Origin of the sequence: Streptomyces sp. MBT53, from assembly GCF_016654115.1 — a bacterium.
Taxonomy (GTDB): Bacteria; Actinomycetota; Actinomycetes; order Streptomycetales; family Streptomycetaceae; genus Streptomyces.
On record NZ_JAEQAZ010000008.1, the window covers coordinates 101,357 to 126,328 of the forward strand.

Consider the following 24,972-nt stretch of genomic DNA (forward strand, 5'->3'; position numbering starts at 1 on the left):
CCGTCGACGTGCGACCGACGGCGCCGGGCATCGGCTCCGGTCCCGCTCCGCGCCCGTCCCGGGCCCGGAACCGAGGCACCGGCCGATGCCCGGCGCCGTCGGTCCGCTCCACCCGTGGGTGGAGATATGCGCGGTCGGCGGATCCACCCACGATCCACCCTGGCGCCGATCTGCCGACCGGCGGATTTCCGTAGCTTCGAAGACGTCGGCAGCGCTCGCCGCCGACATCCCTTCCGCTCACGGAGGCTCCGATGTCCGGGCTCGTCAACGCGTTGGTGATCGTGGCCGTCGCCGCCCTGGTGATCGTGCGACAGTTCAGCGCTCGCCAGATCGGCACCGACCGGCGCTGGTGGCTCCTCCCCGCCATCCTCGCCGTCGTCGCCCTCCGCGAGCCCGACGTACTCGACGCACACCACCACACCGGGTCGGCCCTTCTGCTCGGCGTCGAACTGCTCGTCGCGCTGGCCACCGGAGCCGGCTGGGCCTGGACCACACGCCTGTGGATCGAGACGGACGGTTCCGTGTGGAGCAAGAGCACCAAGGCGAGCGGGGGCGTCTGGATCGTCGGCATAGCCCTGCGCGTCGGCCTCATCGCCCTGGGCGCGCTGATCGGCGTGCACCCGAACACCTCCGCCGCCCTGATGCTCGGTCTCGCGGCAACGCTGCTGGTCCGCGCCGGCGTCATGACCTGGCGGGCCCAGTCCTTCACCGGGACGGCCGGATCCGTCCCGGCGTACGGTTCGAGCATGGCGCAGCCCGCCCGGAAGGAGCGCGCGTGACGGAGAACGCGTGGACGCGCTGGCCCTCACGGGAGGCGCTGAGCCGAGCGGGGGTCTCACGCCCCCGGCGCCTGCTCGCCTGGGGCGTCCGGCTGCTGGTGATCGGCGTGCTCTTGTGGGGCGCCTACACCGGCCACCACCTCCACGGCTGGGCCCTCGCGGGCGGCATCGTCGGAATCCTCGTGACCGCGGCCCTCGCCTGGGGCTTCTGGCGTACCACCCTCGCCCACAGACTCTGGCCGTCGCTGGCACTCATCGCCGCGCTCCTCGGAATCGCCATAGCGGGACAGGCGGCCGACTTCACGGTCCCGGCCCTCGTCGTCTGGTGCGGCTGCGCGGTCAGCTCACTGGAGCGGCTGCCCATCGCGGTCGCCCTGCCCGTGACATCGGTCTCCCTCGCGACCTTCGCCGCGGTCAACAACGACGTATGGCTGACCACCGCGGTCACGACGGCCGGACTGGCCCTCGCCGGCTACACGCTCCGCCTCGACGCCGAGGCCCGGGGCAACGCCCAGCGGCTGCTCACCCAGGAACGCCTGGCCCGCGCGGCCGAGGCGGAGTCCGCCGCGCTGGCGGAGCGGGCCCGTATAGCCCGGGAGATCCACGACGTGCTGGCCCACAGCCTGTCCGCCCAGCTCGTGCACCTGGAGGCGGCCCGGCTGCTGATCGAGCGGGGCGCCGACCGGGAGACGATTCTCGAACGGGTCGTGGCGGCACGGGGAATGGCCCGCGACGGCCTCGCCGAGACCCGGCAGGCCCTGTCCGCGCTGCGCGGCGAGATGACCCCGCTGGAGGACTTCCTGACCGAGATCGTCGCTACGACCGCCGGTGCGGAGGTCACCGTTACGGGTGACCGGCGGCAGCTCTCGGCCGAGGCCTCGCAGGCCGTGCGCAGGGTCGCCCAGGAGGCCCTGACGAACGTCCGCAAGCATGCCCCGGGCGCCAAGGTGCGGCTTCGGCTGGAGTACGGCGAGCACGAAGTGCGGCTGGAGGTACGGGACTCGGGCGGTTCGCCCGGTGAACTGACCGGTGCGGGAGGTGGGTACGGTCTGCTGGGCATGCGGGAACGCGCCGAGTTGCTGGGCGGTTCACTGCGGGCCGAGCCGGAGGAGGAGGGATTCGTGGTGACGCTGAAGGTGCCCGCATGACGGAGGAGGCCGTGAAGAGGCCCGCGCGGGTCGTGGTCGCGGACGACCAGACCGTCGTACGGGAAGGCATCGTCATGCTGCTGGGACTGCTGCCCGGGATCGAGGTCGTCGGCGCCGCTGCCGACGGGGACGAGGCCGTGGAACTCGTTGCCGAACTCGCCCCGGACGTGGTCCTGATGGACCTGCGCATGCCCCGCTGCGACGGTGTCGAGGCGACCCGGCGGATCCGTGGGGAGCATCCCGGAACGCAGGTCGTGGTGCTCACGACCTTCGCGGACGACGCGTCACTTTTCCCGGCGCTGCGCGCGGGGGCACGCGGCTACCTCACCAAGGACGCGGGCGGCGACGAGATCGTACGGGCCGTGGAGAGCGTGCTCTCGGGGGACGCGGGCCTGTCGCCGAGCATCCAACGGCGGCTGCTGGAAAGGCTGTCTGACCCCGAGCCGCAGCCGTCACCGGGTCCCACCGAGCCGCCGGACGGGCTCACCGCGCGGGAGATCGAGGTGCTGGTGCTGATTGCCGAGGGCCTGAACAACCAGGAGATCGCCCGCAAGTTGCATGTCTCGACGGCGACCGTGAAGACCCACATCAACAACCTGTTCGCCAAGACGGGACTCAAGGACCGTGCACAGGCGGTGCGTTACGCCTACGGGAAGGGACTGGTGCGGCCACCAGCGGGTTGAGTCACCTGATGGGGTGAAGACCCCGGAGAAGAAGAGTCGGGGATCTTCCCGTTCTGTCCATCCTTGGGCATGCAGTCAAGCAACGGTCGTCCCCGCGGTGGCGCGAGTGGTCACGAGAGTCCGGCCGAGAACCACGAAGGTCATGACCTGACCCCCGCCGAGGCATCCGGAAAGGTGAGGTACCACGACCCGTGGTACGACGCACTCGCGTCCGGCTGGGGCGAGTTGGACGGTACGGGGGCGCCCGCCCCCGAGGTTCCGGCCGCACGCAGGGATGGCGAGGGACCGGTGCTGCGGGCCGGGGACGTGTACCTCGACGTGCAGCGCAGCGCGGCCTTCCAGGAGGTGCGCAGCCGGTATCTGAGGTTCGTGGTGCCGGGCATGATCGTCTTCCTCACCTGGTACGTGGCGTACGTGGTGGCCGCGACGACCGCGCCCGGACTGATGGCCCGGCCCGTGGCGGGCGCGGTGAACGTGGGGATGGTCGCGGGGCTCGGGCAGTTCGTCACCACGTTCCTGCTGACCTGGGCGTACGCCCGCCACGCGCGGCTGCGCAGGGACCGGGCCGCGCTCGAACTGCGGTGGGACACCCAGGAACTGACGCGTGGTGTACGAGGCGGTGTTTTGTGACCGGCAATCATCAGACGCTGGCGTTGCTGCTGTTCAGCGGGTTCGTCGCCGTCACCCTGGGGATCACGACCTGGGTGAGTCGCAACCGGCACGGTTCGGCTGAGGAGTTCTACGCGGGCGGGCGGCTCTTCTCCCCGATGGAGAATGGTTTTGCCATCGCGGGCGACTACATGTCGGCCGCCTCCTTCCTCGGCGTCACCGGGCTCATCGCGCTGTACGGCTACGACGGCATGCTCTACGTGGTGGGCTTCTTCGTCGCCTGGCTCGTGGTGCTGTTCCTGGTCGCCGAACTGGTGCGCAACTGCGGGCGGTTCACGCTCGCCGACGTGATCGCCGCGCGGATGAACGAGCGGCCGGTGCGGATCGCGACGGGAACTTCCTCGGTCACGGTGTCCGTTCTGTATCTGGTGGCACAGATGGTGGGCGCGGGCAGCCTGGTGTCGCTGCTGCTGGGCGGGACCAGTCCGGCCGCGCGGGCGTGGACCGTCATCGGCGTCGGTGCGCTCATGGTGATCTATGTGTCGTTGGGAGGGATGCGGGCCACCACCTGGATCCAGATCGTCAAGGCGGTCCTGCTGCTGTGCAGCACCGTCGCGCTGACGGTGCTGGTGCTGCTGCGCTTCCATGGAAACGTCGACCAGTTGCTGCTCAGCGCGGCCGACCGCAGCGGTCACGGCCTGGCGTTTCTGGCGCCGGGGCTCAAGTACGGCGGGGACTGGACCGCGCGGTTCGACTTCATCAGCCTGGGCCTGGCGCTCGTGCTGGGGACGGCCGGACTGCCGCACATCCTGTCCCGCTTCTACACCGTGCCGACCGCGCGGGCCGCGCGTCGTTCGGTGATCTGGTCGATCGGGCTCGTCGGCGGCTTCTACCTGATGATGATCGTGCTCGGCTTCGCCGCGGCCGCCGTCGTCGGACCGGAGGCCCTCAAGAAGTCGAACGCGGCGGGCAACACCGCCGTCCCGCTGCTGGCACTCGACCTGGGCGGCGGCGCCAACTCCACGGGCGGCACAGTCCTGTTCGCGATCGTCGCCGCCGTGGCCTTCGCCACGATCCTCGCGGTGGTCGCCGGCATCACGCTGGCCTCCTCCGCATCCGTGGCCCACGACCTCTACGCGTCGCTGCGACGCCGGCGTGCCAAGCCGTACAGCGAGGTGGCGGTGGCGCGCACGGCGGCCGTCGGCATCGGTGTGATCGCGATCGCGCTGGGCCTGCTCGCCAGGGATCTCAACGTCGCCTTCCTGGTGGGCCTCGCCTTCGCCGTCGCCGCCTCCGCGAACCTCCCGGTGCTGCTCTACTCCCTGTTCTGGCGCGGCTTCACCACACGGGGCGCCGTCTGGGCCGTATACGGGGGACTGATTCCCGCGCTGGCCCTCGTACTGCTCTCACCCGTCGTGTCGGGCAGCCCCGAATCGCTGTTCCCGGGCGTCGACTTCCAGTTCTTCCCGCTCCAGAACCCCGGCCTCGTCTCGATCCCGCTGGGCTTCCTGTCCGGCTGGCTCGGCACGGTCACCTCGGCGGAGGTCCCGGACGAGGCCAAGCACGCGGAGACCGAGGTACGGGCGCTGACGGGGGCGGGGGCGGTGTGACCGGGGCGCCCACCGCCGTCGTACGGACGCCGCTGCCGACCCCACGCGGTTACGGCGCCACCCAGGCGTAGCGGTGTTCCGGGCGGCCCGTGTCGCCGTACTTGAGGGAGAGGCGGAGGCGGCCGGCCTGTTCCAGGTGGCGGAGGTAGCGCTGCGCCGTGGAGCGGCTCAGGCCGGTCTCGGCGGCGACCTCGTGGGCCGAGAGCGGGTGGCCGGCGCGGTGCAGGACGCCGCAGATCAGGTCGGTGGTCGGTTCCGAGTGGCCGCTCGGCAGGCCGGGGGAGGCCGGTGCGGTGGTCGTCCGCAGGGCGCCGAAGATGCGGTCGACCTGCTCCTGGCCGGCGATGCCGCGCCCGCCGACGCGGTCGACGGTGCGGCACAGGGCGGCGTACGAGTCCAGGCGGGTGCGCAGCGCGGCGAAGGTGAACGGCTTGACCAGGTAGTGCAGGGCGCCCAGGCGCATCGCCCGCTGCACGGTCGTCACATCGCTGGCCGCCGTGATCATGATGACGTCGGTCGTGTGGCCCTGTTGCCGCATGCGGTGGACGAGTTCGAGACCCGTCTGGTCGGGCAGGTAATGGTCGAGAAGTACGAGGTCGATGGCTCCGCGTTCCACGGTGGCCAGCGCCTGCGCAGCGCTGTGTGCGCGGGCGGCGACCCGGAAACCGGGAACCTTTCCCACGTACCTCGCGTTTATCTCGGCGACACGGAAGTCGTCGTCCACGACCATGACGTCAATCATTGGGCCTCTTTCCTCAAGGCCAGGCGAGCGTTAAGCCCGTGTTTCGGCTCCGCAGTTGTAGCGCGAGCAAAACGAGCACAACAGGCTCTTGCGAGCAAAAGAACGGCTTGCGCCCAGAAGACTCCTGTTGTGGTCCGGGCCACATCTACGGTCCCGGCCATGAGCGCAGACACCAGCCCCGCCATCGAGCTGCGGGGCGCGAGCAAGACCTTCAGGACCCCGTCGGGGGGTCTGCACACGGCCGTACGGGGGCTTGATCTCACCGTAGGGCGTGGCGAGTTCGTGGCGGTCGTGGGCCCCACGGGCTGCGGCAAGTCGACCACGCTGACCCTCGTCAGCGGACTGGAAGAGCCCTCCGAGGGCGATGTGCGGGTGGCCGGGGAACCCGTCTCCGGCGTCGGCGACAAGGTCGGTTTCGTCTTCCAGCAGGACGCCACCTTCCCCTGGCGCACGGTCCTGTCCAACGTCATGGCGGGCCCGCGCTTCCGCGGCGTACCGAAGGCGGAGGCCAGGGCGAAGGCGCGCGAGTGGCTGGCCCGGGTCGGGCTCTCCGCCTTCGAGGACCGCTATCCGCACCAGCTCTCCGGCGGTATGCGCAAGCGGGTCGCGCTCGCCGCGACCTTCGTCAACGACCCCGAGATCCTTCTCATGGACGAGCCGTTCTCGGCGCTCGACGTGCAGACCAGGGCGCTGATGTCGGACGAGCTCCTGGAGCTGTGGGAGGGCACCGGAGCCTCGGTCGTCTTCGTCACCCACGACCTGGAGGAGTCCATCGCGCTGGCCGACAAGGTCGTCGTGATGACCGCCGGGCCGGCCACTGTGAAGCAGGTCTTCGACATCGACCTGCCGCGCCCCCGCAAGGTCGAATCCGTGCGCCTGGAGCCGCGGTTCATCGAGATCTACCGCGAGATCTGGGAGTCCCTGGGCGAAGAGGTCCGCATCACACGCGAGAGAGGTGCGGCCAATGTCGCCTGACGTCATGCCCGAGGACCGGATCGCAGCGACCGCGGCCGAGCCCGGCGGCAAGAGCGACCGCGCCCATTCACGCGCGCGTGCCGCCCGTAAACGCAAGCTCGGTGTCGGGGTGGCGAGAGTGCTGCTCCTGGTCGCCGTTCTCGGTCTGTGGGAGGCGCTCTCCCGGGCCAAGGTCATCGATCCGTTCAACTTCTCGATGCCGTCGAAGATCTGGGACCAGATATGGACCTGGGTGGCCCACGGGACCGCTCAGGGCTCCCTCGGCGAGCAGATCTGGTACACGCTCTACGAGGCGCTGCTCGGCTGGGTCATCGGGGTGATCGCCGGTGTTCTCCTCGGTATCGCGCTCGGGCGGATCACCTTGCTCGCCGAGGTTCTTGGTCCATACATCAAGGTGCTCAACTCGATCCCCAGGATCGTCCTGGCGCCCATCTTCCTGATCTGGTTCGGCCTCGGCCCCTCCTCCAAGGTCGCCTCCGCCGTCGTGCTCGTCTTCTTCCCGGTGTTCTTCAACGCCTTCCAGGGCGCACGCGAGGTGGATCGCAATCTGGTGGCAAACGCCCGGATCCTCGGTGCCAGCGACCGCAGGGTGACCCTTCAGGTCGTCATCCCCTCGGCCACGTCCTGGATCTTCACCAGCCTGCACGTCAGCTTCGGCTTCGCGCTGATCGGCGCCATCGTCGGCGAGTACATCGGCGCCATCAAAGGCATCGGCCTCCTCGTGCAGCAGTCGCAGAACACCTTCAACGCGGCCGGTGTGTACGCCGCGATGGTCATCCTCGCTGTCGTCGCCCTCGCCGCGGAGGGGCTGCTGACCTTCGCCGAGCGGCGCATCTTCCGCTGGAAGCCGACCGACTCCGACAGCTGAACCGGCCCGCCGGGCCCCGACGCACCGGCCCTGGGTCCCCACGCCTTCTTCCCCGCACCGCCTTTCCGCAAGGACGTGAACCGCATGCGCAACACCGCCAGATACACCTCGCTGGCCGCCGCCGGCCTGCTCGCCCTCACCTCGCTCACCGCCTGTGCCAACGACGCGGCCAGCAGCACCGCCGCCGGCAGCAAGGGCGACGGCAAGGGCGAACAGGTCAAGATCATGGTCGGTGGCCTGGACAAGGTCATCTACCTGCCCGCGATGCTCTCCCAGCGGCTCGGCTACTTCGACGCCGAGGGCCTCGATGTGGAGATGCTGAGCGAACCCGCGGGCGTCCAGGCCGAGACCGCGCTGGTCGCCGGGCAGGTCCAGGGGACCGTCGGCTTCTACGACCACACCCTGGACCTGCAGACGAAGGGCAAGTCCGTCGAGTCCGTCGTGCAGTTCTCGCACGCGCCGGGTGAGGTGGAGATCGTTTCCACCAAGGCGGCGGGCGACGTCACCTCACCGAAGGACTTCAAGGGGAAGAAGCTCGGTGTCACCAGCCTCGGCTCCTCGACCGACTTCCTCACCAAGTACCTCGCGGTCAAGAACGGGGTGAACGTCAGCGAGTTCACCCCGGTCGCGGTGGGAGCCGGACCGACGTTCATCGCGGCGCTCCAGAAGGGCGCGATCGACGGCGGCATGACCACCGACCCGACCGTCGCCACCGTCCTGAGCAAGAAGGCGGGCAAGATCCTCGTCGACATGCGCACCCCCGAGGGCTCGCAGAAGGCGCTCGGCGGGCCGTACCCGTCGTCAAGTCTGTACATGCAGACGGACTGGGTGAATGCACACAAGGCCACCGTCCAGAAGTTGGTCAATGCATTCGTCAAGACGCTCAAGTGGATGTCCACACACAGCGCCTCCGAGATCGCCGCCAAGATGCCCGCCGACTACTCGCAGGGCGACAAGGCCCTCTACACGGAGGCCATCAAGAGCACGTTGCCGATGTTCACCGACGACGGCGTAATGCCCGAGAACGGCCCCGAGACCGTCGAGAAGGTGCTCAAGGCGTTCAACCCGAACATCAAGAACGCCGACGTCGACCTCGGCAAGACCTACACGACGGAGTTCGTCGAGGCCGCCAAGTGACAGCACGGGACTGTCGTACGACCGCAGCATGAGCGCGTTCAGGCGCGGGTCGCCCACACATACCGGTGTTCGGGGCGACCCGCGTCGCCGTATTTGAGCGTCAGTCTGGCCCGTCCGGTGCGCTCCAGGAGCTTCAGATAGCGCTGGGCGGTCTGCCGGCTCACCCCGGTGCGGTCGGCGATCTCCTGGGCGGACAGGGGGCCTTCGGCGTTCATCAGGGACTGGCGCACGAGTTCCGCGGTGGTGGGGGAGTGTCCTTTGGGCAGTCCGGGCTCCGACGGCGTGGACAGGGCGCCGAAGATGCGGTCCACCTCGGCCTGTTCGGCCTCGCCGCCGCCGTCGAGGGTGCGGCGCAGTTCGGCGTACGCCTCCAGTTTGGCCCGCAGGCCCGCGAAGGCGAACGGCTTCACCAGGTACTGCAACGCCCCCTGCCGCATCGCGGCCTGCACGGTCGTCACGTCGCGGGCCGCCGTCACCATGATCACGTCTGTCTGGTGGCCGCGCCGGCGCATCTCCTGGACCACAGCGAGCCCCGTGTCGTCGGGCAGATAGTGGTCCATGAGGACCAGGTCGAGGCGGGGCAGCGTCTCCAACTGGCGGAGCGCGTCGGCCGCGTTGTGGGCCTCGCCGGCCACGTGGAAGCCCGGCACCTTCTCGACGTAGGCGGCGTTGACCCGGGCCACCCGGGTGTCGTCGTCGACGACCAGGACCTCGATCATCGTGACTCCTCGTCGGCCGGGGCGAGTACCAGTTCCGGCTCCTGCTCGGTCAGTGCCTCGGGGAGCACGACCGTGAACTGCGCGCCCCCGCCGTCCGCCTCGCCCACGGTGGCGCTGCCGCCCTGTCGTTCGGCGAATCGGCGCACCAGGGAGAGCCCCAGTCCCCGCTTGCCGTGCGCCGGTGGCTTCTTGGTGGACCACCCCTCGGTGAAGACCAACTCCCGCTGGTCCGCGGAGATCCCGGGGCCGGTGTCGCGCACCCTGAGCACGATCGCGCGGCCCTCGGCGCGCAACTCGACCTCCACGCGCGCGTGTGCGGTGCCGGCGACCGCGTCCAGCGCGTTGTCCACCAGGTTTCCCACGACCGTGACCAGACTCCTGGGATCGATCACCAGGTCCGGCAGCCGGGTGCGGTCCGCGACCCACAACGCGACCCCGCGTTCGGCCGCGACGGTCGCTTTGCCGACCAGCAGGGCGGCCAGCAGCGGGTCCTGGATCTTCTCCGTCACCTGCTCGGAGGTGACCCGATGATCGCCGACCACCTCGCCGACGAACTCCGCGGCGTCGTCGTACATCTCCAGTTCCAGCAGGCCGAGCAGGGTGTGCATCCGGTTGGCGTGCTCGTGGTCCTGGGCACGCAGGGCGTCGATGAGACCGTGCGTCGAGTCCAACTCCCGGCCGAGCTGCTCCAGTTCGGTGCGATCGCGCAGGGTGGCCACGGCACCGTCGTCGTCGGTGGGCATGCGGTTGACGATCAGGACCCGCTGGCCGCACACGGTGAGCAGGTCGGTGCCGGTCACCCGGCCGGCCAGTACGTCGGTCGTACGGCCCTCGCCGAGCGCCTCGTCGGGAGACCGGCCGACGGCCTCGTCGCCGATGCCCAGCAGTCTGCGAGCCTCGTCGTTCAGCAGGCGGATACGGCCGCCGCGGTCGAGCGCCACGACTCCCTCGCGAATACCGTGCAGCATCGCCTCGCGCTCCGAGAGAAGCGCCGAGATATCGGAGAAGGCCAGGTCACGGGTCTGCCGTTGAACCCTTCGGGAGATCAGCCAGGCGGCCAGCGCGCCGACCGCGAGGGCACCGCCGGCGTAGGCGAACAACCCGGGGATCGCACTGAGGAGCCGGGCGCGCACGCTGTCGTAGGCGATACCCACCGAGACGGCCCCGATGATCCGGTGGTCGGCGTCGTACAGGGGCACCTTGCCGCGCGCCGAGCGGCCCAGGGTGCCTTTGTCGATCTCCATGACCTCCTTGCCCGCCAGGGCGTCGCTCGGGTCGGTGGAGACACGGCGGCCGATCTCCCCGGGCGTGGGATGCGACCAGCGCACCCACTGCCGGTTCATCACCACGATGTACTCGGCCCCGGTGGCGTGCCGGATCCGTTCGGCCTCCTTCTGCACCGGGCCGTTCCTGGTCGGCGGGGTGTTCTGGACGCCTGCGGCGATCTGCGGGTCCTGCGCCGTGGTCTGGGCGATGGCCAGAGCGCGGCGCATCGCCTCGTGGTCCAGCTGTTTGCTCAGCGGTTCCAGGAAGAGTCCGGTCGCGAGCACCGCGACTCCCGCGGCGATCGCGACCTGCATCAGCAGAACCTGCGAGAACGCCCGCCGGGGCAGCCCGAGACGTCGGCGGCGCGCGGGAGGAGTGGAACTCATGCCCACGACGGTACGTGGGCGGACGGCGGTCGCCCCCAGGGGTGTGGCATGGATCTCGTGGCGAATCCGAGTGTGCGGCTGCATCAGACAGGTGGGATTGCCACGGGAAATGGGTGCGATTTCCTCAGTCATTTCGTTCTCCGGGGCGATGGGCCCGTACGGAGGGACGCCTCCGTACGGGCCCATCCGGGTGAGAACGACGAAATTCACTGCACGTCAGCCGCGAGGAATTTCTATCCCTTGGCGAGGATCTTGCCCTTGGGGTTCACCATGATGTAAGTGCCCTTGATCGTTTTGCCGCTGTTGTTCGCGACCCACATCTCGGTGTAGTAGACCGACTTGTAGGACTTGGCTGCCACCGCCGCCTCGAACGAGCCGTTGCTCTGCTTCTTTCCCCAGGTGTGGGAGTCGGCCCCGGCGTTGTTCTTGTACGTGATCTCCACATGGGGGTGGCAGCGCGGATCGCTGCCACCGCCGGCGCTGTAGTAGGCGATACCGGAAAGGAACACGTGCTTGCCGTGGTATCCAGTAAAGTTCGTCGTGTCGGCCTGGATCCAGTTGTAGGTGCATTGGTTGTGGCTACCGCCGGCCACCCGCCCGGAGGTCTGCGGGTAGTGCGGACCTTCCGCGAACGCCGCGGTGGCACCGCCGAGCACGACGGCCGCACCGAGGGCCGTGGCCGTGAATCCCCGCTTCTTCCAATTCATGTTCTTTTCCCCCTGGTCAGTTGTGAATGGTCGCGCACACTTTGGTGTTGTTCGGCCATCGTGTGTTCTGGGTGAGCTTCGGGTGGAAGGCGCGGGAGCCACAAGGGCTGAAGGTCGGCCGGCCGTTCAGACGGTCCCTGAGTGTGGGGGAGTCGGCAAAGGTGTCTGCATAGTTGACGTGCAACCCCTTCCCATGGACGTCGAGCGACACTTTGTCGTCCTTTTGTGCGCCTCCGCGCCGGCCTGCCCGGCAGATATCACGGCTGCGATTACGGCCGAGGCGGAGCGAAAGTGAAGTTCCCTTGTGCGAACGACGTTCAACCTAGCCATCGGTGATCGGGTGTTCAATCGACTTGAGCTAGATCTGAGCCCGATGGTCAATTGCCCAGGGAAGTGCCCGGGAGGGGACCGCGTCAGTTCGACAGCGCCGTCGCCAGCTCGCGCACCGCCACCACGTCCATCCGCGCCGGCGCACCGAGAACCGACGCCCCGCAGCTCTCCGGCCGGGGCGGCAGCGACGCGCCCTGGGCGACGATCACACGCCAGTGGCGTCCGTCGGTGTGCGCGACCGTCACCTCCCAGCGGGGTGCGCCACCGTCCGTCCGTACGACGCTCAGCGCGTCCGTCGCGTACTCGCGCGTCGCCGTCCGCACGGCCAGCTCCGCCGCCTGTCCGGGCCGCTCCCAGGCCGAACCGCCCCGGCAGCCCTCGACGACCACACGGCCCTCCTGGACGCCCTGGAGGATCTCCTTGACGGTGTGGGCCCCGACGCGCCCGTACGCGTAGCCGTACGGCAGGACGAGAACCGTGGGTGAGAAGCGATGGCCGCCCAGATGGGTGACCTCCCAGGCGCCGTCGACCCCGGAGGCGGCCAGTTCGGCGGCGAGCGGACGGCCCAGGAGCGCGCAGCAGCGGTCGCGCTTGCCGTTGGTGCAGACGAGCGCGAGCGGATCACCGGTGTGGGCCCGCCCGCCGAGCGCCGAGCCGAACGAGTGCGGGTCGCCCGCGCCGAGGGCCGCGAAGTCGAGGCCGAGCAGGTCCCGCGGGTCGGTGGTCGTGGCGCTGTGCAGCCACGCGTTTCCGGGAACGGTGTGGGCCGCGTACACCTGGCGTACCCGTGACGGCGCCGGGTCGGCGTGCCGCCCGGGGCGCCGGATGAGCGCGATCCGTACGCCCGTGTCCGTCGCCGCCGTTTCCAGGGCACGCCCCAGCGCGGGGTCCAGGTGGCTCGAAGTGAGCGCTTTGGCACCCCAAGGACCGGGCTGTTCCAGCAGCAGCCACGTCGTCGCCGTGGCCGCGGTTCCGGAAATGGGCTCGTCGAGGTCCCGAGAGACGGTCGCGCACGTACTCACAGAGGTGAGCCTAACCTGACTTGCCCCGGGGCGACTTCCGGTCGCACTCGTGTCCTACTCCGGTAGTGGTCGAGGCGGTTTCGGGCCGACGTAGTGACCGCTGGGGCGCATCCTCAGCGGGCGCTCGCCGTACTCCTCCAGGGCGTGCGCGATCCACCCCGCGGTCCGGGCGACCGCGAAGATCGTCTCGCCCGCCGTGGAGGGCATGCCCGAGGAGACGGTGAGAACGGCGAGCGCCAGGTCGACATTGGCGTGCAGCGGGGTGTGGCGGGCGGTGGTGGCGACGATGTCACGGGCCGCGGCGAGGGCGGGCCCCGCGCCGGGAACGTCCTTCAGGAGGGCGAACAGGGCACGCGCGCGTGGGTCTTCGCCCGGGTAGAGCCGGTGGCCGAGTCCGGGGATACGGCGGCCGGCCCGCAGTTCGTCGGCGACCACCGGGGCGGCGCTGCCCTGGTCGAGGACGTCGAGCAGCATCCGGTGCGCCAGACCGCTGGCCGCGCCGTGCAGGGGGCCTTCGAGGACGCCCAGGCCGGAGGAGACGGCCGCGTAGGCGTGCGCGCGGGCCGAGGCGGCGACCCGCACCGCGAGGGTGGACGCGGCCAGGTCGTGGTCGACGAGCAGGCCAAGTGCCGTGTCCAGAGCGCGCAGTGACGCCTCGTCGGCAGGCTGGCCGCTCAGCCGCGCCCACAGGCGGTGGGCGAGCGGACCCTCGTCGCGATGGGTGCGCCGCACAGGCGGCAGAGCGGCGACGAGGGTGGGGATGAGGGTGCGTGCCGTGCCGAGTACGGCGTCCTCGGACAGGTCGAAGCGCAGCGGGTCCGCGGTCGCCGCCGCGATGGCCGCGACCCGCAACCGGTCGGTGGGGCCCGCGTGTTCGGGCAGCGCGTCGACCGCGCGGCGGGCGACGGCGACCGCCGCCTTGGGCGCGGTGAACGTGATCCCGGGACGCAACTGCCCGGTCCACAGCCACTCGGCGATCTCTTCGTAGGAGTGGCGCGCGGTCAGCTCGGTCGCGTCGACGCCCCTGAAGAAGTACCGGTCCTTCTCGATGAGCGTGATCCGGGTGCGTACGGACAACTCGCCTCCGGAACCCGAACTCCCGTTGCTCTCGCGTCTGTTGCGCCGGGCGAGCGCCTCCACCTCCTTGGCGTCGAAGGTGCTGCCCCGGCCGCCGGGCTCGCGCCTGCTGCCCAGCTGTCCGCGACTCACGTACGCGTACACGGTCTCGGGCTTCACGCCGAGCAGCTCGGCGGTCTCCTTGGTGCTCAGCCGTCGCTCGGGGTGACCGGGAGCGGGTTCTTGATCGCGCATGGAGGTCACCGTATCCACTTCTCATTGCATTGATTCAATCAATATTGACAGAGATCGAGTCAACCATGGACATTGAAATCAAGTCCAGGGAGGAAACATGTCCATCAACAGGGCCGCTGCCACTCGTATCGAGGTTCCGCGGGGACTCGCGGGCGTCGTCGTCACCGACACCCGAATCGGTGACGTCCGGGGGACCGAGGGCTTCTACCACTACCGCCAGTACTCCGCCGTCGAGCTCGCGCAGACCCGCGGCTTCGAGGACGTCTGGCATCTCCTGGCCAACGGCGAACTGCCGGACGCCGAACAGAGCGCCGCCTTCGCAGCCGAGACCGCGGCGCTGCGCCGGCTGCCCGACGAGGTGCGGGCCGCGCTGCCCGCCGTCGCGGCGGCGAGCGGGACGTCCGGACCGCTGTCCGGCATGCGTACGGCACTGTCGCTGCTCGGCGCTGCGAAGGGTTTCCGGCCGGTGTACGACATCGGCGCGGATCCGCGCCGCAGGGACACCCTTGTGGCATCGGCCGCCGTACCGACGCTGCTGACCGCGCTGTACCGGCTGGGCCGGGGCCTTGACCCCGTGGAGCCGCGCGAGGACCTCTCCTACGCGGCCAACTACCTGTACATGTTGACGGGTTCGGAGCCGGACAAGCAGCAGGCCAGGGCGATCGAGCAATACTTGATCTCAACCATTGACCACGGATTCAATGCGTCAACCTTCACCGCGCGGGTCATCGCGTCGACCGGGGCCGATGTGGCGGCCTGCCTGGTCGGAGCCGTGGGGGCGCTTTCGGGCCCGCTGCACGGCGGTGCGCCCAGTCGGGCCCTGGACACCCTGGACGCGATCGGCACCCCGGACCGCATCGACCCCTGGATCCGCGAGAGCGTCCTCGCCGGCGACCGCATCATGGGCTTCGGCCACGCGATCTACCGCACGGAGGACCCGCGCTCCCGGATGCTGCGCGAGGTCGCCCAGCAGTTCGGCGGACCCCGGGTCGAGTTCGCGGTCGAGGTCGAACGCCAGGTGGAGGCGATCCTCGCCGAACTCAAGCCGGGCCGCGAACTCCACACGAACGTCGAGTTCTACGCCGGGCTGGTGATGGAACTCTGCGGTCTGCCACGGGAGATGTTCACGCCCACGTTCGCCGCTGCGCGGGTGGTGGGGTGGGGCGCGAATGTGGTGGAGCAGGCGGAGGACTCGAAGATCATCCGGCCTGTTGCGCGGTATGTGGGGGTGGGGGCGCCGGTGGCGGTGCCGCTGATGAGCTGACAGCGGCCCGAGGGACGCGTGCGGCCTGGTGCCGTTCTGGCGCCAGGCCTCATGGGTGGTGATCGAGCAGTGACGGGGTGATGGACTGCTCGTCGGGTAGGTACCCGAGTCGCTCGGTGGTGGTGCGCGGCTGGGCGAAGCGTGTACGGGACGAGTCCGGTGCGGACGCGTACTCGTGACTCAGGCGTCGGGGATGTCCGCCTTGGCGCGGATCAGGGTCTCTCTGCTCACGATGACAATGCGCTCGTAGTCGGCACGGGAGGCATCGGCGGGGAGCTCATGATCAAGAGCCTCGGTGGCCTCGGTGCCGATGACGGCGAAATTACCGTCGCTCAGTTCGAACACGTCCGGGCAACTGGTTCCCGTGGCACTGCCACGGACGCTCGGCGGCACACCGATGCGGCGCACGATCTTCAAAGATACCGGTCCTTAGTCAGGGAGATTGACACAGTGATCGGCAGCACGTTACTGGTGCGAGTGGTGCGCACGTGGCCAGATGAAAAAAGGCCAACTACTCGTGTCGCCCTGCTCGAACCATCGACAGAGTGTCCTGATCACGGCCCGGGAGGGTTGCCCACCACCCACCACTCGTCCGTGTCGGCCTCGTCTAGATCCTTGAGCAGGCCGTCGACCATGCGCCCGATCTTGGCCTCTTCCGACGCGCCCTTCAGTGAGGCGCGGGTGCCCTTCGAAGCCTCCCAGTACTCCCGCAGGACAGGGCTTTGGAACAGCTCGCGCAGATGCCCGTACAACTCCTCCTGGTCCAGGATCCCCGCGCGGTAGAGGTGGTACAGATTGGCGTACCAGGCGTTGGCGTAAAAGTACTGGCGCCTCTTGGCCGCCGGGATGTCTCTGTCGTAGGTGTCGATCACCTCGGCGAGAGCGGGATCGTCGATCGCCTTGGACAGCAACTCCCAGTGCATGCGCTGTTGGTGGGCCAGAGCCCGTCGCCGCGCGGACAGTTCCTCAAGCTCCAACCGTCGCACCTGTAGGCGTGCCTCTTCGAGTCGTCGCTGACGCGAGGCGAGGTTCAACGTAGCGGTGGCGAGCATCAAGCCCGCAGCCACAGTGCCCAGCCCTCGTGCACCCTTGTTCCGTGTGGCCATGTCAACAACCCCCGAATCAGGCGGCCGTCCGCCGGTTCGTCGGGTGCGGGTTGATGAAGACGGGGACCGGCGAGCGATGGGCGGCGCTTGCCGTCTCCCAGGGTGCCGAGCGGCTCTGATCGGCAGGGAGGCGGAGAGGAGGCGCACGGAGGGAAGCGAGGGTCGCACGAACCGGCGCCTTCCCCAACGTGTGCCCCGCGCGGAGCGCTAACAACCGTTCACTTCGCGGCGATTCCTCCGGCTCGTATCCTGGGGCGGCATTCAACCTCCGTACGTGCGCCCGACCGCGATCCGGTGCACGCGTCGGCGTGAAAGAGGTCGCACGTTGAGCCCGCAGAACCCGAGCGCACACCCGAGCCCGAGCGGAAGCGGGACACCCGTTTCAAGCCCCCCGCAGATCCCCGTCGTCGTACTCGCCGGATTCCTCGGCTCCGGCAAGACGACCCTGCTCAACCACCTCCTGCACCGCAGCGGAGGCAGCCGTATCGGCGCCGTCGTCAACGACTTCGGGGCGATCGAGATCGACGCGCTGGCCGTGGCCGGAGCCCTCGGCGACTCGACCGTCTCGCTCGGCAACGGGTGCCTGTGCTGCGCCGTCGACGCCAGTGAACTCGACGTCTACCTGGAGCGGCTGGCCCGCCCCGCCACCGGTATCGACGTCATCGTCATCGAGGCCAGCGGACTCGCCGAACCGGAGGAACTGGTGCGCATGCTGCTCGCCAGCGAGCATCCGGGGATCGTCTACGGCGGACTCGTCGAGGTCGTCGACGCCGCCGAGTTCGACGCCACGCGCGCGAAGCACCCCGAGATCGACCGGCATCTCTCCCTCGCCGACCTGGTCGTCGTCAACAAGCTCGACCGGGTGGTAGACGCCCCGCGCGTCCTCGGACTCGTCCGCTCCCTCACCGACCGGGCCGCCGTGGTGCCCGCCACCTACGGCCGTGTCGACCCGGAGTTCCTCTTCGACTGCAGGCCCAGCGAGGAGCGCGTCGGGCAGCTGACCTTCGACGACCTGCACGAGCACACCGGCGACGAGCACGAGCACGCAGACCATCTGCACGCCGCCTACGACAGCCTCTCCTTCGCGTCCGACGTGCCCATGGACCCGCGCGGGCTGATGGCGTTCCTGGACAGCAGGCCCGAGGGGCTCTACCGGATCAAGGGGTACGTCGATTTCGGCGCCCACGATCCCCGCAACCGGTACGCCGTGCACGCCGTAGGGCGCTTCCTGCGGTTCTATCCCGAACCCTGGGCGAGCGGGGACGCCCGGTTGACGCAGCTCGTGCTGATCGGCAGCGGGCTCGAACTGGCCACGCTCGGCAAGGAGTTGGAGGCGTGCCGGGACGGCGACGCCCCACACGCCGACGAGCACGGCATGTGGGGCGTCCTGCGCTACGTACAAGAACCGGACCAGGAACCGGAGTTCGAGCCGGAGCCGTAGGCCCCAGGGGGGCGGGCTACACCGGGCCCGCCACCACCGACACCGTCTTCGGCAGGGACACGCCCGAGCCGTCGCGGCGCGGGTCCATCTCCGGGAGTTCGGCCGGGGTGCCGTCCCGTTGCGCGGCCTTCGCCGGTACGGCGCCCGCCCAGGCCAGGGACAGGCAGTCCTCGCCCTTCAGGAAGCGCTGGCAGCGGACGCCGCCGGTGGCGCGGCCCTTGCGGGGGTACTGGTCGAACGGGGTCAGCTTGGCCGTCGTCTGGACGGAGTCGTCCAGCGTGCCGCGCGAGCCCGCGACCGTGAACACCACCGCGTCCACGGCCGGGTCGACGGCCGTGAAGGAGATGACCTTCGCGCCGTCGGTGAGCTTGATGCCCGCCATACCGCCGGCCGGGCGGCCCTGGGGACGCACCTGGGAGGCCTGGTAGCGCAGGAGTTGGGCGTCGTCCGTGATGAAGACGAGGTCTTCCTCACCGGTGCGCAGCTCGATCGCGCCGACGATCCGGTCGCCGTCCTTGAGCGTGATGACCTCCAACTCCTCCTTGTTCGTGGGGTAGTCGGGGACCACGCGCTTGACGACGCCCTGCTCCGTGCCGATGGCCAGACCCGGGGAGGACTCGTCGAGGGTCGTCAGGCAGATGACCGTCTCGCCCTCCTCCAGGGAGACGAACTCCGTGACCGCCGCGCCGCCGGAGAGGTTCGGCGCGGACGCCGTCTCCGGGAGCTGCGGGAGGTCGACGACGTTGATGCGCAGCAGCCGGCCGGCCGAGGTGACAGCGCCCAGCTCGCCGCGCGCGGTGGCCGGGACCGCCGAGACGATCACGTCGTGCTTGACGCGCCGGGCCTCGGTGTCCTCCGGGAAGGGCTCGCCGTTCGCCGTACGGGCCAGCAGGCCCGTCGAGGAGAGCAGCACCCGGCACGGGTCGTCGGCGACCTGGAGCGGCACGGTGGCGGCGGGAGCGCCCGCCGACTCGAGCAGGACCGTACGCCGGTCGGTGCCGAACTTCTTGGCCACCGCGGCCAGTTCGGTCGAGACCAGCTTCCGCAGTTCGGTGTCCGACTCCAGGATGCGGGTCAGCTCGGCGATCTCCGCGCTGAGGCGCTCCATCTCCGACTCCAGCTCGATCCGGTCGAACCGGGTGAGCCGGCGCAGCGGCGTGTCCAGGATGTACTGCGTCTGGATGTCCGACAGCGAGAAGCGCTCCATCAGGCTCTGCTTCGCCTGCGCGGAGTTGTCGCTGGAGCGGATGATCCGGATGACCTCGTCGATGTCGACGAGCGCGGTGAGCAGACCCTCGACCAGGTGGAGGCGGTCGCGCCGCTTGGTGCGGCGGAACTCGCTGCGTCGCCGTACGACGTTGAAGCGGTGGTCGAGATAGACCTCCAGGAGTTCCTTGAGGCCCAGCGTGAGGGGCTGGCCGTCGACCAGGGCGACGTTGTTGATGCCGAAGGACTCCTCCATCGGCGTCAGTTTGAAGAGCTGCTCCAGGACCGCTTCCGGGACGAAGCCGTTCTTGATCTCGATGACCAGGCGCAGGCCGTGCGCGCGGTCGGTGAGGTCCTTGACGTCGGCGATGCCCTGCAGCTTCTTCGCGCCGACCAGGTCCTTGATCTTGGCGATCACCTTCTCCGGGCCCACGGTGAAGGGCAGTTCGGTGACGACCAGGCCCTTGCGGCGCGGTGTGACGTCGTCCACCGCCACCGTGGCGCGGATCTTGAAGGTGCCGCGGCCCGTCTCGTACGCGTCCCGGATGCCGCTGAGGCCGACGATCCGGCCGCCCGTCGGCAGGTCGGGGCCCGGGACATGGCGCATCAGGGTGTCGAGGTCCGCGTTCGGATAGCGGATCAGATGGCGGGCCGCCGCGATGACTTCGCCCAGGTTGTGCGGCGGCATGTTGGTGGCCATGCCGACGGCGATGCCCGACGAGCCGTTCACCAGGAGGTTCGGGAAGGCGGCGGGCAGGGCCACCGGCTCCCGCTCCTGGCCGTCGTAGTTCGGGGCGAAGTCGACCGTGTCCTCGTCGATCGACTCGGTCATCAGGTTCGCGGCCTCGGACGGCCGGCACTCGGTGTACCGCATCGCGGCGGGCGGGTCGTCGTTGCCCAGCGAGCCGAAGTTGCCGTGGCCGTCGGCCAGGGGGACGCGCATGGAGAAGGGCTGGGCCATGCGCACCAGGGCGTCGTAGATCGACGCGTCGCCGTGCGGGTGCAGCTTGCCCATGACGTCGCCGACGACACGCGCGCACTTCACATAGCCGCGGTCGGGGCGCAGGCCCATCTCGTCCATCTGGTAGACGATCCGTCGGTGGACCGGCTTCAGGCCGTCCCGGGCGTCCGGCAGGGCGCGGGAGTAGATGACCGAGTACGCGTACTCAAGGTAGGAGCCCTGCATCTCGTCGACGACGTCGATGTCGAGGATCCGCTCCTCGAACGAGTCGTCGGGCGGCGGGGTCTTCGTGCTGCGGCGGGCCATCGCTGCCGGCTCCTCTTTTCTGGTCGCTCGCCTGGGGGTCGCTCCCCTTCGGCTCACTCTTGCTGAAGCGTGAACGGGGTCTTGACGTGAACCATTGTGGACCGCGGCACTGACAACGCGGACCAGGACCCGGCGTTGGCCGCTCGGCTCCGTCACCGACGGCTGCCGCGTGGGTCCACGTGTGCGACTGCCCGCAGGCTACGCGATCTCGCTCTCGGCGTACGTCCGCCGGGAACTTCGCCGACCGTCCGCACGCTTGCATACAGTGGCGGGACGAGCAGGATTTCTGCGGTTCCAGCCAGATAATCCGCGATCGAAGGGACGTACATGCCCATGGGTCACACGGCCACCGCCGAGGCAGGGTCCGGCGGTCTGACAGCGACCGAACACCGTTTGGCCAACGGTCTGCGTGTGGTGCTCTCCGAGGACCACCTGACCCCGGTCGCGGCGGTGTGCCTCTGGTACGACGTCGGTTCCCGCCACGAGGTCAAGGGGCGTACCGGCCTGGCTCACCTCTTCGAGCACCTGATGTTCCAGGGCTCCGGACAGGTGAAGGGCAACGGCCACTTCGAACTGGTGCAGGGCGCGGGCGGTTCGCTCAACGGCACCACCAGTTTCGAGCGCACCAACTACTTCGAGACCATGCCCACCCACCAGTTGGAGCTCGCCCTCTGGCTCGAAGCCGACCGCATGGGCTCCCTGTTGGCCGCTCTTGACGAAGAGTCCATGGAGAACCAGCGGGACGTCGTCAAGAACGAGCGCCGCCAGCGCTACGACAACGTGCCCTACGGGACGGCGTTCGAGAAGCTGACCGCCCTCGCCTACCCGGAGGGCCACCCTTACCACCACACGCCCATCGGCTCGATGGCGGACCTGGACGCGGCCACCCTGGAGGACGCGCGCGCGTTCTTCCGCACCTACTACGCGCCCAACAACGCGGTCCTGTCCGTGGTCGGCGACATCGACCCCGAGCAGACGCTCGCCTGGGTCGAGAAGTACTTCGGGTCCATCGCCTCGCACGACGGCAAGCCCGCGCCCCGTGACGGCGCACTGCCCGACACGATGGGCGGCGAACTGCGCGAGATCGTCGAGGAGGAGGTCCCGGCCCGCGCCCTGATGTGCGCCTACCGGCTCCCGGAGGACGGCACGCGCGCGTCCGACGCGGCCGACCTCGCCCTCACCATCCTCGGCGGCGGCGAGTCCTCGCTCCTCTACAACCGCCTCGTACGACGCGACCGTACGGCCGTCGCGGCCGGTTTCGGGCTGCTGCGGCTGGCCGGAGCGCCCTCCCTGGGGTGGCTGGACGTCAAGACGTCCGGGGACGTCGAGGTGCCCGTCATCGAGGCCGCCATCGACGAGGAGCTCGCCCGGTTCTCCGCGGAGGGCCCCACGGCCGAGGAAATGGAGCGCGCCCAGGCCCAGTTGGAGCGCGAGTGGCTGGACCGGCTCGGCACGGTCGCGGGCCGCGCGGACGAACTGTGCCGCTACGCCGTCCTGTTCGGCGACCCGCAGCTCGCCCTGACCGCCGTACAGCGCGTCCTCGACGTGACGGCGGAGGAGGTCCAGGAGGTCGCCAAGGCGCGCCTGCGGCCCGACAACCGCGCGGTGCTCGTCTACGAGCCGCTCGCGGACGAGGACGACGAGGACGACGAAGCAGCGGCCGAGGCCGGCGACGAGAACGAGGAGGCGGCCAAGTGACCGAGCTCGCCACGATGGAATTCCACCCGCAGCCCCAGGCGGGCGAGGCCCGGCCGTGGGCCTTCCCGGCGCCCGAGCGCGGCACGCTCGGCAACGGCCTGACCGTCCTGCGCTGCCACCGCCCCGGCCAGCAGGTCGTCGCCGTCGAGGTGCTCCTCGACGCGCCCCTGGAGGCCGAACCGGCAGGCCTGGACGGTGTTGCCACGATCACCGCGCGCGCCTTCTCCGAGGGCACCGACAAGCACTCCGCCGAGGAGTTCGCCGCCGAGCTTGAGCGCTCCGGCGCCACCCTCGACGCGCACGCCGACCACCCCGGGCTGCGCCTGAGCCTGGAGGTCCCGGCCTCGCGCCTGGCCAAGGGCCTCGGCCTGCTGTCGGACGCCCTCAGGGCGCCCGCCTTCGCGGACAGCGAGGTCGAGCGGCTGGTCCGCAACCGCCTCGACGAGATCCCGCACGAGACGGCCAACCCGTCCCGCCGCGCGGCCAAGGAACTCTCCAAGGAGCTGTTCCCGGCGAGCTCGCGCATGTCGCGCCCGCGCCAGGGCACCGAGGAGACCGTCCAGAAGATCGACTCCGGGGCCGTACGCGCCTTCTACGACCGGCACGTCCGCCCCGCGACCGCCACCGTCGTGGTCGTCGGCGACCTCACCGGCATCGACCTGGACGCGCTGCTCGCCGACACCCTGGGCTCGTGGACGGGCTCCACCGCCCAGCCGCGCCCCGTGCCGCCGGTGACCGCCGACGACACCGGGCGGGTCGTGATCGTGCACCGGCCCGGCGCCGTCCAGACACAGCTGCTCATCGGCCGCGTCGGAGCCGACCGGCACGACCGCGTGTGGCCCGCGCAGGTGCTCGGCACGTACTGCCTCGGTGGCACGCTCACCTCCCGCCTGGACCGCGTCCTGCGCGAGGAGAAGGGCTACACCTACGGTGTGCGGGCCTTCGGCCAGGTGCTGCGTTCGGCACCCGACGGCACGGGCGTGTCGATGCTCGCCATCAGCGGCTCCGTGGACACCCCGAACACCGGCCCGGCACTCGACGACCTGTGGACGGTGCTCCGCAAGCTCGCCGAGGGCGGACTCACCGACGCCGAGCGCGACATCGCCGTACAGAACCTCGTCGGGGTGGCGCCGCTCAAGTACGAGACCGCGGCGGCCGTGGCGAGCACGCTGGCCGACCAGGTCGAGCAGCACCTGCCCGACGACTACCAGGCGACGCTGTACCGGCAGCTCGCCGCGACCGGCACCGTGGAGGCCACCGCGGCGGTCGTGAACGCCTTCCCGGTGGACCGTCTGGTGACGATCCTTGTGGGCGACGCGGAGCAGATCAAGGAGCCCGTCGAGGCCCTCGGGATCGGTGAAGTGACCGTCGTTCCGGCGGAGTAGACGCGACAGCGGCACGCGCGCGTGGGGGAGCCCTGGTGACAGAAGCGCCACCAGGGCTCCCTATTGTCCGAATTGGGGGAGAGGTTGCCTGTCTGCCCTGTGGCGTGCGCTACAAAAACCGTGATCCGTTTGGGGATTGAAAGTGGCCCCCCTTAGCGTCGGTCCGGCTGTCCGTCAGGCACCGCGCCGCACTCGCGGCACCGGACAGTCATCGCCGAGTCCCCGTACGGCGCGAGCCAGGGGAGCCGGGGACCCACATGAGTCCCTGGGGTGAATCGGACGCCCGCGCGTGAGCGGGGGAGTCCGTAGGAGACCTTCCTGCTCCGAACCCGTCAGCTAACCCGGTAGGCGAGAAGGAAGGAAAGGACCAGCCACTTCATGGCGTTCACCCGCGCCACCGGGAAGCACCGTCGCCCGAGCCGGACCCACCGCACCACCGTTCGCGCCGCGAGTGTCGCGGCTCTCGCCACCTCCGGCGTCGTAGGCACCCTGGCCGCCGCCCCGGCGTTCGCCGCGGAGCCCACCCCCGAACAGACCGGCCTCACCCCTGTCGTCGCCATGGGCGATGCCGTGGCCGAGAAGATCGACGCCCAGGCCGTCGCCCAGCGGCAGGCCGCCGCCGAGACGCTGGCCGAGGAGACCGCACGCGCCAAGGCCGCCGCCCAGGCCGAGGCGGCCCGTGAGGCCCAGGCGCGCGCCGCCCGCGAGGCCGAGCGCAAGAGGCTCAACACCTTCGTCGCGCCGGTCGCCAACTCCTATGTCTCCACCGGCTACAAGACCGGCGGCTCCCTGTGGTCCTCCGGCGCCCACACGGGCATCGACTTCCACGCCTCGACCGGCACCAGCGTCCACGCGGTGGGCTCCGGCACCGTCGTCGAGGCCGGCTGGGGCGGCTCGTACGGCAACGAGGTCGTGATCAAGATGGCCGACGGCATGTACACCATGTACGGCCACCTGTCGTCCATCGGTGTCTCGGTCGGCCAGAAGGTCACCCCGGGCCAGCAGATCGGCCTCTCCGGGGCGACCGGCAACGTCACCGGACCGCACCTCCACTTCGAGGCCCGCACGACCGCCGAGTACGGCTCCGACGTCGACCCCGTCGCCTACCTCCGCAAGCACGGCGTCAACGTCTGACGACGCACCGCCGCACTTCCCGGAGCCCCGGCCCGTAGGCCGGGGCTTTCGGCGTTTCCGGACCCCTCCTGTCCAAAAAATATCCATGGATTCCGGTCCGCCATCGGAAATTCCCGCTGATTGCAATAGAGTCACGGAACACACGTCAATCGTCGACGTTTCACGGGGATTAAGGCGGA

At 69.8% G+C, this 24,972-nt stretch carries 22 protein-coding genes and 1 riboswitch; of the genes, 13 read left to right on the forward strand and 9 right to left on the reverse strand.

Annotated elements, in window-relative coordinates:
* The first annotated feature begins 251 nt into the window (after positions 1-251).
* From JHN45_RS05130 to JHN45_RS05150, 5 genes are all read left to right on the forward strand, one after another.
* Positions 252-779, forward strand: a complete 528-nt coding sequence (locus JHN45_RS05130; protein ID WP_201048171.1) for a DUF1453 domain-containing protein — start codon at positions 252-254, stop codon at positions 777-779.
* Positions 776-1,927, forward strand: a complete 1,152-nt coding sequence (locus tag JHN45_RS05135) for a sensor histidine kinase (RefSeq protein ID WP_201048172.1) — start codon at positions 776-778, stop codon at positions 1,925-1,927. The genes JHN45_RS05130 and JHN45_RS05135 overlap by 4 nt, the downstream gene beginning before the upstream one ends.
* Positions 1,924-2,610 carry a response regulator transcription factor gene (locus JHN45_RS05140; RefSeq protein ID WP_200709973.1) on the forward strand — a complete coding sequence of 229 codons (687 nt, stop codon included), beginning with the start codon at positions 1,924-1,926 and terminating at the stop codon, positions 2,608-2,610. Before JHN45_RS05135 ends, JHN45_RS05140 begins: the two co-directional genes overlap by 4 nt.
* Before the next feature lie 69 nt (positions 2,611-2,679).
* The gene (locus JHN45_RS05145) at positions 2,680-3,240 is read left to right on the forward strand and encodes a DUF485 domain-containing protein (protein WP_200709974.1); all 561 of its coding nucleotides are present in this window, start codon (positions 2,680-2,682) and stop codon (positions 3,238-3,240) included.
* Positions 3,237-4,829 (forward strand): cation acetate symporter, encoded by a 1,593-nt coding sequence (locus tag JHN45_RS05150; RefSeq protein WP_200709975.1) that lies wholly within the window; start codon positions 3,237-3,239, stop codon positions 4,827-4,829. The genes JHN45_RS05145 and JHN45_RS05150 overlap by 4 nt, the downstream gene beginning before the upstream one ends.
* Before the next feature lie 49 nt (positions 4,830-4,878).
* On the opposite strand, the gene JHN45_RS05155 is transcribed toward JHN45_RS05150, so the two are convergent.
* Positions 4,879-5,571 carry a response regulator gene (locus JHN45_RS05155; RefSeq protein ID WP_201048173.1) on the reverse strand — a complete coding sequence of 231 codons (693 nt, stop codon included), beginning with the start codon at positions 5,569-5,571 and terminating at the stop codon, positions 4,879-4,881.
* Positions 5,572-5,730: 159 nt separating this feature from the next.
* On the opposite strand from JHN45_RS05155, the gene JHN45_RS05160 reads away from it, so the two are divergent.
* From JHN45_RS05160 to JHN45_RS05170, 3 genes are all read left to right on the forward strand, one after another.
* Positions 5,731-6,546, forward strand: a complete 816-nt coding sequence (locus tag JHN45_RS05160) for an ABC transporter ATP-binding protein (RefSeq protein WP_201048174.1) — start codon at positions 5,731-5,733, stop codon at positions 6,544-6,546.
* Complete coding sequence (locus JHN45_RS05165) at positions 6,536-7,414, forward strand: ABC transporter permease (RefSeq protein ID WP_200709978.1); 879 nt, start codon at positions 6,536-6,538, stop codon at positions 7,412-7,414. The genes JHN45_RS05160 and JHN45_RS05165 overlap by 11 nt, the downstream gene beginning before the upstream one ends.
* A gap of 84 nt (positions 7,415-7,498) precedes the next feature.
* Positions 7,499-8,551 (forward strand): ABC transporter substrate-binding protein, encoded by a 1,053-nt coding sequence (locus JHN45_RS05170; RefSeq protein WP_201048175.1) that lies wholly within the window; start codon positions 7,499-7,501, stop codon positions 8,549-8,551.
* 38 nt (positions 8,552-8,589) lie between these two features.
* On the opposite strand, the gene JHN45_RS05175 is transcribed toward JHN45_RS05170, so the two are convergent.
* The 5 genes from JHN45_RS05175 to JHN45_RS05195 form a co-directional block, all read right to left on the reverse strand.
* Entirely contained in the window at positions 8,590-9,270 is a 681-nt protein-coding gene (locus JHN45_RS05175; RefSeq protein WP_200709980.1) for a response regulator, read from the reverse strand.
* Positions 9,267-10,922 (reverse strand): sensor histidine kinase, encoded by a 1,656-nt coding sequence (locus tag JHN45_RS05180; RefSeq protein ID WP_201048176.1) that lies wholly within the window; start codon positions 10,920-10,922, stop codon positions 9,267-9,269. The genes JHN45_RS05175 and JHN45_RS05180 overlap by 4 nt, the downstream gene beginning before the upstream one ends.
* A 233-nt stretch (positions 10,923-11,155) precedes the next feature.
* Positions 11,156-11,629, reverse strand: coding sequence for a hypothetical protein (locus JHN45_RS05185; protein ID WP_201048177.1), 474 nt, complete (start codon positions 11,627-11,629; stop codon positions 11,156-11,158).
* A 413-nt stretch (positions 11,630-12,042) separates the two neighbouring features.
* Complete coding sequence (locus JHN45_RS05190) at positions 12,043-12,981, reverse strand: sucrase ferredoxin (protein WP_201048178.1); 939 nt, start codon at positions 12,979-12,981, stop codon at positions 12,043-12,045.
* A gap of 54 nt (positions 12,982-13,035) precedes the next feature.
* Complete coding sequence (locus JHN45_RS05195) at positions 13,036-14,292, reverse strand: citrate synthase (protein ID WP_201048179.1); 1,257 nt, start codon at positions 14,290-14,292, stop codon at positions 13,036-13,038.
* 97 nt (positions 14,293-14,389) lie between these two features.
* Here JHN45_RS05195 and JHN45_RS05200 point away from each other — a divergent pair, with 97 nt between their 5' ends.
* The gene (locus tag JHN45_RS05200) at positions 14,390-15,556 is read left to right on the forward strand and encodes a citrate synthase/methylcitrate synthase (RefSeq protein ID WP_201048180.1); all 1,167 of its coding nucleotides are present in this window, start codon (positions 14,390-14,392) and stop codon (positions 15,554-15,556) included.
* 180 nt (positions 15,557-15,736) lie between these two features.
* Here the strand turns inward: JHN45_RS05200 and JHN45_RS05205 are convergent, their stop codons facing one another.
* Together JHN45_RS05205 and JHN45_RS05210 are read right to left on the reverse strand one after the other, a co-directional pair.
* On the reverse strand, positions 15,737-15,973 hold the full coding sequence (locus JHN45_RS05205; RefSeq protein ID WP_201048181.1) for a hypothetical protein: 237 nt from the start codon (positions 15,971-15,973) through the stop codon (positions 15,737-15,739).
* A gap of 137 nt (positions 15,974-16,110) precedes the next feature.
* Positions 16,111-16,662: a DUF6082 family protein gene (locus tag JHN45_RS05210; RefSeq protein WP_201048182.1), complete on the reverse strand. Its 552-nt coding sequence runs from the start codon at positions 16,660-16,662 to the stop codon at positions 16,111-16,113.
* 325 nt (positions 16,663-16,987) lie between these two features.
* Between JHN45_RS05210 and JHN45_RS05215 the strand changes: the two genes are divergently transcribed.
* Complete coding sequence (locus JHN45_RS05215; protein WP_236583371.1) at positions 16,988-18,103, forward strand: GTP-binding protein; 1,116 nt, start codon at positions 16,988-16,990, stop codon at positions 18,101-18,103.
* Positions 18,104-18,119: 16 nt separating this feature from the next.
* Here the strand turns inward: JHN45_RS05215 and JHN45_RS05220 are convergent, their stop codons facing one another.
* Complete coding sequence (locus JHN45_RS05220) at positions 18,120-20,576, reverse strand: DNA topoisomerase (ATP-hydrolyzing) subunit A (RefSeq protein ID WP_200711026.1); 2,457 nt, start codon at positions 20,574-20,576, stop codon at positions 18,120-18,122.
* A 333-nt stretch (positions 20,577-20,909) separates the two neighbouring features.
* Here JHN45_RS05220 and JHN45_RS05225 point away from each other — a divergent pair, with 333 nt between their 5' ends.
* The 3 genes from JHN45_RS05225 to JHN45_RS05235 all read left to right on the forward strand — a co-directional run bounded on the left by JHN45_RS05225 (position 20,910) and on the right by JHN45_RS05235 (position 24,793).
* Complete coding sequence (locus tag JHN45_RS05225; protein ID WP_201048192.1) at positions 20,910-22,274, forward strand: pitrilysin family protein; 1,365 nt, start codon at positions 20,910-20,912, stop codon at positions 22,272-22,274.
* Positions 22,271-23,659 (forward strand): pitrilysin family protein, encoded by a 1,389-nt coding sequence (locus JHN45_RS05230; protein WP_201048183.1) that lies wholly within the window; start codon positions 22,271-22,273, stop codon positions 23,657-23,659. Before JHN45_RS05225 ends, JHN45_RS05230 begins: the two co-directional genes overlap by 4 nt.
* A gap of 202 nt (positions 23,660-23,861) precedes the next feature.
* Positions 23,862-24,024, forward strand: a riboswitch (cyclic di-AMP (ydaO/yuaA leader).
* Between the two features lie 13 nt (positions 24,025-24,037).
* Positions 24,038-24,793, forward strand: coding sequence for a M23 family metallopeptidase (locus tag JHN45_RS05235; protein ID WP_200711024.1), 756 nt, complete (start codon positions 24,038-24,040; stop codon positions 24,791-24,793).
* Positions 24,794-24,972 lie beyond the last annotated feature (179 nt).